Source organism: Flavobacterium daemonense, from assembly GCF_007341385.1.
Taxonomy (GTDB): Bacteria; Bacteroidota; Bacteroidia; order Flavobacteriales; family Flavobacteriaceae; genus Flavobacterium; species Flavobacterium daemonense.
The window spans coordinates 137,682-153,643 of record NZ_VJYD01000003.1; the positions used below are offsets into that span (position 1 = coordinate 137,682).

8 protein-coding genes and 1 pseudogene are annotated in these 15,962 nt (G+C 36.3%); 2 read left to right on the forward strand and 7 right to left on the reverse strand.

The window, feature by feature from the left end; all coding sequences use genetic code 11:
• Window positions 1-79: 79 nt before the first annotated feature.
• Window positions 80-4,135, reverse strand: coding sequence for a T9SS type B sorting domain-containing protein (locus FND99_RS05120; RefSeq protein ID WP_144336909.1), 4,056 nt, complete (start codon window positions 4,133-4,135; stop codon window positions 80-82).
• Window positions 4,136-4,357: 222 nt separating this feature from the next.
• Between FND99_RS05120 and FND99_RS05125 the strand changes: the two genes are divergently transcribed.
• Both FND99_RS05125 and FND99_RS05130 read left to right on the forward strand, forming a co-directional pair.
• Window positions 4,358-4,843, forward strand: a complete 486-nt coding sequence (locus FND99_RS05125) for a DinB family protein (RefSeq protein ID WP_144336910.1) — start codon at window positions 4,358-4,360, stop codon at window positions 4,841-4,843.
• Window positions 4,844-5,043: 200 nt separating this feature from the next.
• Window positions 5,044-5,544, forward strand: a complete 501-nt coding sequence (locus FND99_RS05130) for a DinB family protein (RefSeq protein WP_144336911.1) — start codon at window positions 5,044-5,046, stop codon at window positions 5,542-5,544.
• A 39-nt stretch (window positions 5,545-5,583) separates the two neighbouring features.
• On the opposite strand, the pseudogene FND99_RS05135 reads toward FND99_RS05130, so the two are convergent.
• The 6 genes and pseudogenes from FND99_RS05135 to FND99_RS05160 all read right to left on the reverse strand — a co-directional run bounded on the left by FND99_RS05135 (window position 5,584) and on the right by FND99_RS05160 (window position 15,952).
• A pseudogene (locus tag FND99_RS05135) lies at window positions 5,584-6,540 on the reverse strand (helix-turn-helix transcriptional regulator).
• A gap of 113 nt (window positions 6,541-6,653) precedes the next feature.
• A complete protein-coding gene (locus FND99_RS05140; protein ID WP_144336912.1) occupies window positions 6,654-7,271 on the reverse strand; it encodes an outer membrane beta-barrel protein in 618 nt (205 codons plus the stop codon).
• A 240-nt stretch (window positions 7,272-7,511) separates the two neighbouring features.
• Window positions 7,512-12,278, reverse strand: a complete 4,767-nt coding sequence (locus FND99_RS05145; RefSeq protein WP_144336913.1) for a fibronectin type III domain-containing protein — start codon at window positions 12,276-12,278, stop codon at window positions 7,512-7,514.
• 258 nt (window positions 12,279-12,536) lie between these two features.
• A complete protein-coding gene (gene lepA, locus FND99_RS05150; protein WP_144336914.1) occupies window positions 12,537-14,333 on the reverse strand; it encodes a translation elongation factor 4 in 1,797 nt (598 codons plus the stop codon).
• A gap of 163 nt (window positions 14,334-14,496) precedes the next feature.
• Window positions 14,497-15,213: an NUDIX hydrolase gene (locus FND99_RS05155; protein WP_144336915.1), complete on the reverse strand. Its 717-nt coding sequence runs from the start codon at window positions 15,211-15,213 to the stop codon at window positions 14,497-14,499.
• Window positions 15,214-15,235: 22 nt separating this feature from the next.
• Entirely contained in the window at window positions 15,236-15,952 is a 717-nt protein-coding gene (locus tag FND99_RS05160) for an NUDIX hydrolase (protein ID WP_144336916.1), read from the reverse strand.
• Window positions 15,953-15,962 lie beyond the last annotated feature (10 nt).

The window sequence follows — 15,962 nt, forward strand, 5'->3', positions numbered from 1 at the left end:
GTACCAAATATAGAAAAATAACAACGACAAACTTACAAATTTGTAGTTTTAGAATGTTCAAATTGTTGTAGCCAAACCATCACCGCTTTAAACTAAAATGCGACCTAAATACCTGTTTGACCTGATCTTGTGTATAAAAAACCTGAAACCAATAATCTGAGGAAGGGAGTGGGCCACCATTGTAATTTCCATCCCAGCCAGGACCAGAAGGACGAAGCTGTTTTATGAATTTGCCATAACGATCAAAAATATTAATTACTGCATCGGGCTGAGCGGAAAGATCTGTGATGTTCCAAGTGTCGTTGTAGCCATCGTTGTTTGGGGTGAAAAACTTGGGGTATTTTAGAACATTGGCAAACAGAATAAGATTGTCACAATTTCCTTTTGTATCTTTTATGGCAACGACATGTTCACCTGAATCAACATTGGAAAAAATATTATTGGTTTGAAAATCACTATCGTCGAGCTGATATTCATAAGTTCCAAAACCATTTGTTACGTTTACAATTATATCAATGTCATCTTCAAAAGCATCCGTTATCGTTAAAGTTGCAATGGCAGGACTGGATTTTTCAATTTTGACTGTAGCCGAATTATAACCACAGTCGGCTCCAACAGCAGGAGAGATTTTGGTTGGAACGACGGTGTAAGTTCCTTCTTCTTTGGCAATATAATTTGCACCTGTAAATATTTTATTTCCGTTAAAAAACCAGTCAATTGAGTACTCGCTCGGATTAAGCCCAGAGTTTAATTGCGCTGGGCTAAGTAAAATTCCCGTTTGAAAATCGACACAAATTACGCCGTTTTTTATGGTGAAATCTTTTAACGGGTAAATTGTAATATTAAAATCATCTTGCGAAATACAACTTGAATTTGTTGGTGCTATCGCGTAAATGTACATTCGTTGTGTGCTTGTAATCAAGTCTCCAGGATTATATTGCACTCCTGTTGCATTAGGGGCACTGTAGTATTTCCCAATAGTTAAAACGGGCAATGCATAGCTTTTGCAGACTGCTACATCTGGTGTGCTAACTAATATCGGCGCTTTGGAAATATTTACCGTAAAGCTTTTTTCACTCGAACACGTAAGCCGATTTCCAACAATTGCATAAACATAAACGGTTTGAGAAGTGGTCAAAACGGTTCCTGCCGAGATAACAGTTCCTTTTCCGCCAGACTGAGAATAATAATTTCCTAATTTTAGAGGAGGAAGTGTATAGCTGTCGCAGGCATCTATATTTTGAAAAGTCCCAACGTCAATGCCGTTTATATTAATTTTAAAGAAGGTTTCGTTGTTACAATTTGCAAAATCTGGCCATTCGTTGTAAATGTAAATAGTTTGCGAGGTGCTGATTATTGTTTCTTCGGGAATCAAACTTCCTGTGCCATGTGGCCCGCCTGTTGCCGAATAATATTTTCCGTTTTTTAGTTTTGGAAGCTTAAAATTGGTGCAAGTGACGACGTCGGTAAAATTGTCAACATCTGGCAAAGGTCTGATCTCGATAGTAAAACTATGTTCGTTTGTACATTCAGGACTTACTGAAAAAACATAAATTGTTTGAGTTGCCTTAATTATGTCTCCCGCATGCAAAGCGGTTCCGCCACCATTTGTTGCAGTAAAATAATTACCGTTTGTTAGCGGAGGCAAAACATAACTGTTACATTCTAGTCGGTTTGCTGGAGTATCGACGGGAGGTAAAGGCTTTATAGTAATTTGGTATTTTAGATCAATAGTGCAATTTGGCGAAGTAGTTGTAACAGCATAATAATACACCGTTTGCGAACTGGTAATTACAGTTCCCGCAGGGATATTTTTACCTTGCCCAGCCGGACTGTCGTAATAACCGCCAACAGCAATTGCAGGAAGTGTATAGCTTCCGCATTGCGTTATGGGAACAAAACGCTGTGAATTAATTATGTCTATTTTGAAAGAGTTCTCATTGGTACATTTTCCATCATTTGCAAAAACATACAAAGTTCGGCTCGAAGTTATTTGGCTTCCGGCGTTTAATTGATTTCCCGAGCCTCCCGGCGCTGTGTAATAATTTCCGTTGACTAAAGGTGGTAATAAATAAGAATCGCAGGTTACAACATTATCTGGTTTATCGACTAATGGCAAAGGATGAACAACAAAAGGCACGGCTATGTCGCTGCATACTGCACCATCAATAACGGCATAATAATAAATGGTTTGGCTTGATGTAAATGATGTTCCTCTCGGGATTGGGTCTCCATTACCTCCGGGTTCGGTAAAAAAACCGCCCGCAAGCGCATTAGGAACTATGTATTTTCCACAGGCTTCTTTTGGGAATTCTATTTCGCGGATAAAAGTTAAATTGAAAGTATTTTCATTGGTACAATTATTCGGACCAGGACCGCTGAAAATGTAATAAGCTCCCGATTTTGTAATTACATCTCCAGCATTCAATCGTGTTCCAGTACCATTTGGCCCCGTGTAATAAAAACCAAAAGTGATAGGAGGCAACGTATAACTATCGCAGGCAACAACATCTGGAAGTTCATTTACTGGCGGAAGAGAATAAATAATGATATTGAAATTCACGGTTTGATAGCAAAAGGAATTCTGCAGACTTTGAACTCTAATCCAGATCGTTTTTGGTGACTGTGATAAAGATGTACTGAAAAGATTAGGATTTAAAATACTGTTTGCACCGCTGTTTGCTTCTGCTTGACTTAAATGATACGTAATTTTGTAGTCGGAAGGATTCAAGCCGTTTAGAACTACATTTTGTTGAACAGTCAAATCAACTGGAACGCTACCTGATTTTGTGTTGCAAAAACTCAAGTCTGGCGGTTTTACAAGGTTGATTGGTGGTGTTACAAGCAAATCAAAAGAAATCAAATTATTGCATAAAGCATTGTTGTTGTTCAAAGAAACTGCTTTTATGTAAATAGTTTGATTGCCAACACTTGTAAAAGAATTTAATTGGTTTTGTGGTATTGCTGGCCCATTTGCATTGGCTTCCGCCAAAGAACTGAAATACAAAAGTGAATATTCTGCAGGATTGAGGCCTAAACTAGTTGCGTTATTTTGCGTTAAATCATAATTATAAATTCCGTTTGTGGTGTAACAAGCAATTAAGTTTTTGGCAGGTTTCACTTTTAAATCGGTGATTTTTACTTCATCTTTAATGACACAGCCCGAAAGAGTGGCGGTAACTCCGTAAGTTCCAGATTTGTCAACGGTCAATGAACTGCTTGTTTCCCCAGAAATGACATTTCCGTCCAAAGTCCATTCGTAAGCATAATTTCCCACTAGACCAGATTGAAGTGTGATTTTTTCGCCTTCGCAGATTGTCCGGTCGGGCCCTAAATCCATAGCCGTGATAAAACTGCCTCCTTTTATGAAAACTGCCGAGTCATAACTGCTGTCATTGTAATCGCCAATTGCCAACTTTATTCTGTACGTTCTATTTGGAATTACAGGCGAAGAAGCGGTTAAAACTTTGGTTTCACCTCGCATATTTATTGCCGATGTCGCAGGATTGCTCACATTATAATGGTCAAACAAATTGGCATTGGCAGACAAACAAGAAGAATTATACTGAGTGTCTCTGATATTTTTTACCGAAACTGGCGTTGATGTCCCCGGAAGCACGGCAAGATTTGAAGAAGTTCCGGTTGTTAAATCGGTTAAAATAAAAGCAAAAACATCACTGAAACCACATTGAAATTCGCCATATTCATTTGAAGCAAAAAGAAAATCGAAACTGAAATTGCTTGACAAAGGCGTAAAATCAAACTGAATATAACTCACATCGGTAATGGGGACCATTTGTCCGTTGCTGTCGCTAATGGCTTGCAAATCGGTATCGGTGTCATTATTTAAAATACTGCTTTCATTAGCGCCGGTGTATATTCCTTCGGTGTATTTGGCAATTCCGTTCCGAATAATAATACCTTCTGAAATTGGAAAATTAGGATTTGTATTTGTGAATTTGCCAATTCCCTGTGTGGACGAAAACTTGAAGTTGGTTTCATTGGCACAAGCATTTTTCATTAGTTCTTCTCGCACAAGTTCAGGTACGGTCAGGCTTGTATCATCCACTATAATCCCCTGTGACAAAGCTATAGTCGAATAAAATAATAAAAATAGAAGAAGAGAATTTCTCATAATCCTGATTTTATTAATTGGGGAGTTTAAAGGTACGAATGATTTTTATTTTAAAACCTGATTGTCAGTATTTTAAGATGTTAATTTATTGTTTCGAATTATTTCCAGAATGTTTTGTGAAACTTCGATTAACTTTTTTAAAAAATAATTTTTCCTGCTGACAAACTGTTGTCACCAGCCCATTTTACTTTTGAAGTATAGAAATAATAAAACTTTAAAATCATGAAAACAGTAGAAGCACAAGCACAAGTAATCACTTCAGAAGATTTATTGAAACACTGGCAAGGTCACCGCGCATTGACTCGCCGATTGATTGAAATTTTTCCAGAAAAAGATTTCTTCGAATTTTCGATTGGAGGCATGAGACCTTTTTCAAAATTAGTTGATGAACTTTTGGCAATTGCAGCTCCGGCGCTTAAAGGAATTGTAAATCGCGACAGCCAACCTTATACAGAAGGAAGCGAAAAGCTGATTTTTAAAGCGCAATATCTTGAAAAATGGGACGAGGCAACAGAAGAAATCAATAAATATTGGGAGCAATTATCAATTGAAGATTTTAGCGAAAAGTTCAATCTTTTTGGGCAATATGAATTTCCAATCATTCAGAATATTTTGTATTTTATTGATAACGAAGTACATCACCGCGGACAAGCGTATGTTTATTTGAGAGCTTTAAATATTGAACCTCCGTTTTTCTGGGAAAGATAATCTGAGAATTCGTTGTAACTTTTTCGGTTTCTAAAAAGCTTTTAACCACAAATTACGCAAATTCACACAAAATTGATTTGCGAAAATTTGTGTAATTTGTGGTTAAATTGGGCTTTATGATTTTGCAGATTTTCGGCCTGCTAACCAAATCTGTAGCTTCAAGTCTATCGTGGTTTATGTAAAATCTAAAATTCACTGTTATGAGTTTAAAAAAGATAATGTCAAATTATGCCGATTATAATTTATGGGTAAATAAGCAATTTGTGAATTGGCTTTCGCCGAAATCAGACGAATTGCTTTATACTGAAGTACCTTCGAGTTTTTCAACTATCATCAAAACACTTGATCATATTTGGTCAACAGAAGAATATTGGTTTTCGGTAATTTCTGAAACCGATTTATTTGAAAAGAAACCTGAAAATGAGCTTTCAAAAGAAGAAATTTTCTCAGGCCTATTAAATTCATCTGCAAAATTGAAGCATTTCATCAATTCATTGTCTGAAGACGATTTAAGTAAAGAAGTGAAAATCATAAATCCGTGGTTTGAATGTGAACTTCCAATTTCTGAATATTTGATCCAAGTGATCAATCACGGTACGTATCATCGTGGTCAAATTGTAACGATGGGACGAAACATTGGAATTACAGACGCTTCAAATACCGATTATAATTTTTATAATGTTATAAAAGCACAGAAATAAAAACAAAAAACTCCCGACGATAATCTCTCGGGAGTTTTTTTATAAAAGTCGTTGTTTGTTTATTTCCAATAATTCTAATGCGCGCACTTTAAGTCTTTCAGGTTCTAGAATAGTAGCATAATCGCCAAACATCAAGAACCAGCGTGCAAAACCGCTTTCGATATCACGGCACATAAAAGTCATTTCGATTTTGTCATCAACTTCTTTTTCCGAAACATAACCATGATATTTTTTTTCTGATGCTAAATATCGTGCTATTTTTTTCTCAATCAAGATTCTGACTTTTGTTGTAGGACAGGTTTCGGTTTTAGTCAAATAGGTTTCCAGAGCGTTATGTTCAATAGTAAAATCGAGTTCTGTTTTTCGAATACCTTGAATTCGGTCGGTTCTAAACTGCCGATAATCTTGACGTAAATGGCAATAACCCAAAAAATACCAATTGTTATTATCATGAAAAACGCCAACGGGTTCAATATTTCGTTGTGTCGTTTCGTCGGTATCAAAAGTTTTATATTGAAGCAAAATCTGTTTTTTCTCGGCAATTCCTTCAAAAAGAACGGCTAATGTATTTGGCGAATTATCGTTGAACATCGGTTCGGCTGTTTGCATCACAACTCTTGATTCAATATTCGAAAGCCAGTCTTTATCGGCACTTCTTAAAACCGACTTTAGTTTATACATCGCCGATGCATAATGATTTCCCAGAGACGGATCAGTAAATTTCTGCATTAATTTCTCGGCAGCAATAAAACTGCTGACTTCCTCGCGCGTGAACATTACGGGAGGTAATCTATAACCTTCCATCAAAGCTTAACCAACTCCGGCTTCACTATAAATAGGAACACCAGAGGCTTCGAGCGTGCGGATGTCTCTGTAAATGGTTCTCAAACTACAGTCAAAACGATCTGCCAATTCTTGCGCTTTTACAATTTTCTTAGATTGTAATTGAATAAGAATGGCAACAATTCTATCAAATCGTTTAGGGGTTTCGTCCATTTTTTTAAGTTAAAAGGTTCAGAGGTTCAAAGTTACAAAGGCAAAAGGTTTTGATAAATAAAAAAGCTGTCCCAATTTGGAACAGCTTTATAATATGTAAATCAAATATAGATTTAAAATTTGTACAAAAGACCAAACTTCGGCTGATCAAAGATATTGTTGAACAAGTTGATGTTTAATTCGAATGTATTTGAAGACGGACCATTTTCTGGAGAAACGCTGTTGTACGATAGTAAGTTCGCCAGAACAAAAGTTACCGCAATATTTTTGGTTATAAAATAGTTTAAACCAACATTAATATTCGCAGTTAAACTGTTGCTGTCATCAGATCCAGTGTTGTCTTCAATTTTGTTTCGGCCATAGCCTAAACCAGCTTCGCCATATGCTTTGAAACGTTTTTTGTCTAATTCCAATACATAATATCTTGCAAATCCTCCAATACCAAAAATATTAGTCTTTGTATTAGTTGATTCGTATTTGTCGCTTGAAAGACTAATTTGTCCGCCAACGGCAAATTTGTCATTTAGGAAGTATCCAAATTTGGGATTAAAAGCATAATAATCACGATCGCCGCCAGTAGCAATTTGCAAAGCACCTTCGATAAACATATCACCATGAGCAAAGGTGATACCTTTTGCAGAATTCATTTCAGAATTAACTTGATCTTCTTGCTGCGCATGTGCAAAACAAAAAGTAAATAAGGCTAAAATAATTGAAAATTTGGTTTTCATAATCTTACAGTTTAAAAGTTGTAGGATTAAAAATACATTTTTTATTGTGAAATTAACTTTAAGTTCGATGAACTGCGTTAAAAATCAGGCATTTAATCTTTTTTTATTTGATAAATAAGATTAATCTTACTTAAAATTACTATATTTTTAACTATTTGAGGATCAGTTTAATTTACCCGAAAAGCCTCATTAAATAAAAAAACCTCGCAAAGAGCGAGGTTTCAGACTTAAATGAAATAGTTATTTCTTTATAAATTTCTTGAATTCTGTTTTCTCACCATCATTCAATTCAAGAATATAAATTCCTGATCCTAGTTTGCTGATCGCAATTCCAGTTTCATCAACTTTACCTTGATCAACATTTTGACCAATTAAATTTGTTATCTTATATTTTACATTTTTATTTTCAGGAATTATAACAAATAATTTATCGTGAGCCGGATTTGGATGTAAAACGTAGCCATTTTTCGAAGCATCATGATCTTCTACAGAAAGACTAGATTGAATATTTACAGTGTAATCTTCAACTTCTCCCAGGGCAAATGTTTCACAGCTTGTCGGTATTCCGCCTTGTTTCATAGAAACTCTCATTCTTGTTGAGCCATTTACAGCTGTGTTCGGAATTGTGAAAGTTCCATTTACGGCTGTTGATGCTACAAGTTCTGAACTCCACATTAACTCATTAGAATCAAAAGTCTTGTCTCCGTTTAAGTCAATCCAAACAGAAAACACATTCGATTTTCCGTTTGATGTCCATGTTTCTATCGTAATCGTATTGCTTTGTCCTTTTGCAATAGTTGTCGACATGGCAGTAAAGTCTGAATATCCGCCAATATCTGCTTTTGTCGTATTGTCTATCGAATTTAAATGGACTTTATTGATGTGTCCTTTCTCCGTATCAGTTCCGTTAGATTTGCAGTATGTAACTTCTTTCTCCGTGGTTACCTTAACAACGTTGCTCGGTTCTGATAAGTTCTTTGCTTTATCTTTTGCTTTTACACTAAATAAATAATCTCTTCCTAATGTTAAGTTTTTAACCGTATAAGTTGTTGTAGTTGAGGTGCCGATTAATGAATTGTCGATATAAATTTCATAGCTTGTTACACCAACATTATCTGTTGAAGCCGTCCAACTCAAAACCGTTGTTGTACCGCTCGTTTCAGCCGTCAGATTTTTTGGAGCTGTTGGCGGTGTAGAATCTTCTGGCAAAGTATCTACAATAACATTTTTACTTTCTTCTGATACATTTCCGTCAGCATCAACTGCTTTTACTGTAAAGGAATATCTTGTTTCAGGAATCAAAGTTGTGATTGTAAAAGTGGTGTTTGCTGTCGTAGCAAGTAAATATGTTCCCTGATAAATATTGTAAGCTGTAACACCTACATTATCTGTAGATGCTGTCCAAGAAAGTGTTGTTCCCGATTTTGTCGTATTTGTTGCAACTAAATTTGTTGGCGCGGTTGGTGGCGTTACATCTTGACCTTGCGTTGTTATAATCAATTTATCACTTGCAACCGAAACATTTCCCGCTTCATCTTTTGCTTTTACGACAAACGTGTACATCGAACTTATTTTTAAGCCTGTAACATTGAAAGTAGTGGCAGAAGTTGTTCCAATTAAACTATAATCTTTATAAACTTCATATCCAGTAACGCCAACATTGTCTGTTGATGCAGTCCAAGACAAAGTTGTTGTATATTTTGTCGTATTGCTAGCCGAAAGATTCAATGGTGCTGTTGGAGCAATTACATCGGCAGCCAAAGTAGTTGCGGCAACACTATTGCTTTCTAAAGAAGTGTTTCCAGAATAATCTTTAGCTTTTACCGTAAAATTGTAAACCGTTTCTGGATTCAAGCCTGTAACCGTATATTGTGTATCTGCACTTGTAGCAGCAAGAACGCCGTTTTTATAAATTTCATAGCCAGTCACAGCGATATTATCAGTCGAAGCAGACCAAGATAAATCAACTGTTTTTGCTTTGATATTTGATGCTGTCAGATTTGTTGGAACAGTTGGTGCTTCAGATTCTATGATAGGTTTTTTAATGTCAATCGAATAATCTTCAATTTCGCCATAAACAAATTCTTCACAAGGTTTCGGAATTTCATTTCGTTTCACGCTTACTCTCATTCTAGTTCTTCCAACTTTTGAAGTAAGAGGCAACGTAAATTTTCCTTCAATAGATGTAAATGGTTCAGAATTATCGAATTTGCTCCAAACTAATTCACCTTCATCATCAAAATCTTTGTCGCCGTTCAAATCAATCCAAACTGCCAGACCATTTTTGTCAACACCGCTTGATCTCAACATTTGTAATGTAATCGTATATTCCTGACCAGGATTCAAGCTTGTGGTTTGTGTTGTAAAATCGCTATAATTAGCTACTGCTCCCAATGATGTAGCGTTATTGTTGATCGATCCTAAAATGACGCGATAAATTTTATTGCCATCATCACTTGTTGCTTTTGTCGAGCAATATTTAGGGATTGCAACTGTAGTTACTGAAAGTACGTTGCTTGATATTTTGTTTGAACCTCCATCTCTTGCTACTACCGTAAAAGAGTAAGTTGTTCCTTCTTTTAGTCCACTTACGTTATATTGAAAGACGTTGCCTCTTACAGAATAAAGCAAAGTTGAGCCATTATAAATATCATAATAGGTTATAAATTCATCATCAGTAGCAGCGGTCCAAGACAAATTGGTCGTAATCGATGTAGTTTCAGATGCTGTAAGTTGAGGCGCAACTGTTGGTGGTGTAGTATCTTTTAATGTAGTTACCGAAATAGAAGTTTTTGCAGATTTATTTCCGAATTCATCAACCGCCTGAACACTAAAATCATACGCAATATTATTTCCAAGTTCAATAATTGTCGCGCTAGTGTTGGTTACTGTTGTCAATAAAGTATCACCATAATATACTAAATAAGATATTCCACCTCCGTTATTGGTTGAAGGATCCCAAGCAATGGTGATTTTTGAAGCCGTTACAGTTGTTGCTCTAAGATTTGCAGGCGTTGTTGGGCTAGTATTATCTTTTGGAGTTGTTACTGAAACCGGAACACTTGATTTTGAAAGAAGTCCGTTTGCATTTTTAGCTTTTACAGTAAACAAATAAGTGTTTCCTTGGCGTAATCCCGTAACATTAAAAGTGGTAGTTGCCGAAGTTCCAATTAAAATATTTTCCTTATAAATTTCATAACCTGTAATATCTGCGTTGTTTGCTGGCGCAATCCAAGACAAGTTAGTTGTTGTCCAAGTTGTGCCAGAAGCAGCTAAATTAGTTGGTGCTTCGGGTGCATTGGAATCTACGGTATTATTAACAATGTCAGCAGTGTAGTCTTCTGTTTCTCCATAGTTATAAGTGTCGGTATAATCGCCACAAGGCGATGGAGCCCCTGCTGCGCCACCATCTCTAACAGTTACTCTAATTCTGGTTTTGGCTGTGATAGCATTTGCAGGAACTGTAAAAGTTCCTCGAACAGGTGAGTTTGTTGTGACTTCTTGGTACCAAATTAATTCTCCCGCATCATAAAAATCCATGTCGCCGTTATAATCAATCCAAGCGGCGTAGCGTAATCCAAATTGCGTTTTCCCGCTAATCCATTCTTTTGGTGTAACGGTAATAGAATATGTTTCGCCTTTTTTCAATTCTGTTGCAAGGCTTGTCGCATCAGTATAGCTAATAGCTGAAACATTTGATTTTCTGTCAATAGTTCCAATTTGAACTCTTGCCATATATTCATCAAACATTTGACTATAACCTTGAGACACGCAATATGCAGGCGGAGTAGGGTTTGTTTTTAAAGTAACAATGTTGCTCGATGCCGATGCATTTCCGGCGGCGTCCTTAGCTTTTACGTAAAAACTGTACGTTGTATTTGGCGCTAACGTCGTTGTTTTATATTCTAAAACTTTTAATGTTGTTGCTAAATTTCCATTTATATAAAGTTCATAACCAGTAACTTCTCTATTATCTGTTGATGCTGTCCAATTTAAGTTAACAGATGTCGTTGTAAGGTCTGATGCTGTCAAAGAACCTGGAACTGTTGGTAAAATGGTGTCTAAACTTTCGGCTAAAAGAGGAAGACTTGCATTCGATGAATTTCCAGATGCATCTTTCGCTTTTACAGTAAACAAATAAGCATTATTTGGAGTTAATTCGGTAACGGTAAAACTTGTAGTTGTTGAAGACCCAACTAAAATATTTCCTCCTTTGTAAATTTCATAAGTAACGGCGCTTTCTGCATCTGTTGATGCAGTCCACGAAAGTTTGATGCTTGTTGCCGTAGCTTCAGAAGCGACTACGTTTTGCGGTACTGTAGGTGGCACAATATCCAATGGTTTTACCAAAATGTCACCACTTGTAAACGAAAGATTTCCTGCCGCATCTCGCGCTTTGATGGAAAATCTGGAAGTTACATTTTGAGATAATCCAACTATATATGTAGTAGTTGATGCATCTAGTTGTTTCAAAAGTGAGCTCGAACCATAAACATTATAGCCTACAACTCCAACATTATCTGTTGACGGACTCCATGAAAGCTTTGCCGAAGTTCCTGTAATTTCTAAAGCTGTTAAATCGGCTGGTTTTGTTGGTGCGGTACGATCTGGAGTATTAATGATTACTTCATTGCTCGCCGCTGAGGTGTTTCCTGCTGCGTCTTTGGCTTTAATCGTAAAAATATAAGTTGTGAGTTCGGCTAATCCGGTTGCTCTGTAAGTTGTTGTTGGAGCATCTACAGATCCAATAAGAACATTGTTGCTGTATATGTCATAACTTTTAACACCAACATTATCTGTTGAAGCCGTCCACGATATGTCGGCAGTACTCACTATAGATCCGGGCGAGGTTGCATTTTTTGGTGCCGTTGGCGCTTCTGTATCTACTGATTGAAAATTTTCAGAGAAATGACCAGCAGCATTAAAATTCGCGGAAGCAAAAATGGGAATTAACAATAAAATCTGTAGAACAATTTGAAATTTAATTTTGCGTAGAGTTATTATCATAGTGGTATTGTTAGATAGCTTCGGTTAATTTGGGTATTTTGTTCAAGTTTTTGATAATGATTGCATTTTCAAAAACAGTCTTACTATAGATTTAAAAGCTAGTATTTTTTCTGTAGTAAATCTATTGCTTTTTGCGTATAAAAAAAATAGTATTAAAATTTTATTGATTAAAGCGAATTTCAAACCAACAAAAAACCCAACAACTTTCGTCATTGGGTCAATCTATATTCTTGTTTCTTTCTTCTTTTTTCTAAAAGACTAGTCATTAAGTTTCAAAACAGCCATAAACGCCTCTTGCGGAATCTCAACATTTCCTACCTGACGCATACGTTTTTTACCTTTTTTCTGTTTTTCAAGAAGTTTACGCTTACGCGAAATATCTCCACCATAACATTTTGCGGTAACGTCTTTACGAAGTGCTTTAATCGTTTCACGAGCAATAATTTTTGCTCCAATCGCCGCTTGAATCGGAATGTCAAATTGTTGTCTTGGGATCAACTCACGTAATTTTTCGGTCATTTTTTTACCGATGTTGTATGCGTTATCTTCGTGAATCAATGCAGAAAGTGCATCAACTGTTTGTGCATTCAAAAGAACGTCTAGTTTTACTAATTTCGAAGTTCTCATCCCGATAGGAGAATAATCAAAAGAAGCATAACCTTTAGAAACTGTTTTTAAACGATCGTAAAAATCGAATACAATTTCTGCCAAAGGCATATCAAAATTTAACTCAACTCTTTCGGTTGTTAAGTAGTTTTGATTGGTAATTAAACCACGTTTTTCAATACATAAACTCATTACGTTTCCAACAAAGTCAGATTTTGTAATGATAGTTGCTTTGATAAACGGTTCTTCAACTCTGTCCAGTTTTGAAGGTTCTGGCAAATCTGAAGGGTTATTTACAACTAATGGCGTTTCTGGATGTTTTTTGGTGTAAGCCAAATACGAAACGTTAGGAACTGTAGTAATTACAGTCATATCAAATTCACGCTCTAAACGTTCTTGAATAATTTCCATGTGAAGCATTCCTAAGAATCCGCAACGGAAACCAAATCCTAATGCCGCAGAACTTTCTGGTGCAAAAACTAACGAAGCGTCGTTCAATTGCAATTTTTCCATAGAAGAACGCAAATCTTCATAATCTTCAGTATCTACAGGATAAATTCCGGCAAATACCATTGGTTTCACATCCTCAAAACCTGTAATCATATTCGTTGTCGGCACTTTTGCATCTGTAATTGTATCACCTACTTTTACTTCGCGTGCTTCTTTAATTCCCGAAATCAAATAACCAACATCTCCAGCAGAAACCACATTTTTAGGAACTTGGTTTAGTTTTAAAGTTCCAATTTCATCGGCAAAATATTCATTGTCCGTAGCCATGAATTTGATTTTTTGTCCTTTTTTGATTTCACCATTTACAACTCTAAAGATTACCTCGATTCCGCGAAACGGATTATAAACCGAGTCAAAAATCAAAGCTTGCAATGGTTCTTCTGGATTTCCTTTTGGCGCTGGAATTTTTTCGATAATAGCTGCCAAAATATTTTCAACACCAAAACCTGTTTTTCCAGAAGCGTGAATAATATCTTCTAATTTGCAACCTAATAAATCAATAATATCATCGCTAACTTCTTCAGGGTTAGCACTTGGCAAATCGACTTTATTCAAAACCGGAATAATTTCCAAGTCGTTTTCTAAAGCCAAATATAAATTTGAAATCGTTTGTGCTTGAATACTTTGCGCAGCATCAACAATCAAAAGCGCACCTTCGCAGGCTGCAATAGATCGTGAAACTTCGTATGAAAAGTCAACGTGACCCGGGGTATCAATTAAATTCAGGATATATTCTTCACCTTTATAAGTGTATTCCATTTGTATGGCGTGACTTTTTATGGTAATTCCACGCTCGCGCTCCAGGTCCATGTTGTCAAGCAATTGTGCTTTTTCTTCACGAGCTGTAACGGTTTGTGTAGCGCCCAATAATCGGTCTGCCAGTGTACTTTTACCGTGGTCAATGTGTGCAATAATGCAAAAGTTACGTATCTTCTTCATTTTAATATATCAGTTCTCTAATCGAGTTTAAGTCTTTTTTTGGGTATAAATGGCACTGCAGCAAATGCTTTAGCACCTATTAGTAAGGCGCAAAGATAGCGCAAAGTTTTGGATTCTGAAATGTAGTTGCCTGATAGTTGGTGTCAGAAATTTAAAACATTGGTTAAAATTCAAAATTAAAACCTTTTTCAGTCAGTTTTTTGTAAATATCAGGATCAAATTTATAGAGTTTTGCCGCTCTGTGCGAAACGTCTTGTTGCTTTTCATCGAGTGCTACAAGGAGTTTCATATGAAGAATTTTTCTGCGGAAATTCGATTTGTCTAATTCAATTCCGAGGATTTCTTCATAAAGATGCATCAGTTGCAATAATGTGAATTTTTCAGGCAAAAGATTAAAACCAATTGGCGCTTGACGAACTCTATTTTGAAGCTGCATCAAACTAAAATCGAAAATTTCGTTGTGGTCAAAAATCAAATCTGGAATCTCGCTGATTTTGTACCATTTTGCTTCAATAACGGTTTGGCTAGCCTTAATGTTATAATCTTCGCGGTTGACCAAAGTATAATAACCAATCGTCACGACGCGGCGTTCGCTCACACGATTCGGATTTGTAAAGGCTTTTAATTGCTCCAAGTAAATGTTGTCCAGTGTTGTAAGTTCATATACAATTCGCTGTGCTGCATCATCGGCGCTTTCGTCTTTTCTAAGATAACCTCCAAGCAAACCCCATTTTCCTATACTTTCACCCTCGGCGTGTTGTACTAAAAGCACTTCCAGATTTGCTTTGTTGAATCCGAAAATAACGCAGTCAATCGTGATGCCATCAACGGCTGTACTGCTGTTTGGGTTTTCATGTTTTCTTGGAGAAGGCAATGTCATTTTTGGTTTTTATAAACGGTTTTTAAAATTCGAAATTGAATCCTTTTTGAGTTAGTTTGTTGTAAATCTCTGGATCAAATTTATACAATTTTGCGGCTCGATGTGAAACATCTTGCTGTTTTTCATCTAAAGCCACTAATAATTTCATATGCAGAATTTTTCTTCTGAAATTCGATTTGTCCATTTCAACGCCTAAAATTTCTTCGTACAAATGCATCAATTGCAGCAAAGTAAATTTTTCTGGCAATAAATTAAATCCGATTGGAGCTTGGCGTACTCGGTTTTGAAGATGTTTTAAACTATAAGAGAGTATTTCGTTGTGGTCATAAATAAGATCCGGAATAGTATTAATTCGGTACCATTTTGCATCCGAAGCTGTAAAACCTGCCTTAATGTTGTAATCCTCGCGTTTTACCAAAGCATAATAACCAATCGTAATAACGCGTCGAAGCGGGAAACGGTCTGGATCGCCAAAGGCTTTTAACTGCTCCAAGTAAATATTATCAAGTCCGGTAAGTTCATTCAATAAACGATGAGCCGCATTGTCTGTGCTTTCTTTTTTATAAATCCATCCTCCCGGAAGTCCCCATTTTCCTTTACTGATTCCTTCAGCATGCTGTACTAAAAGAACTTCGAGGCTTCCTTCATCAAAACCAAATATAACGCAGTCAATTGTGATAGCATTCATCGCATTTTGTTCGCTGTTTGTTGCCGAACCAGAATCTAATTTTTTAACCATACGTGAAATT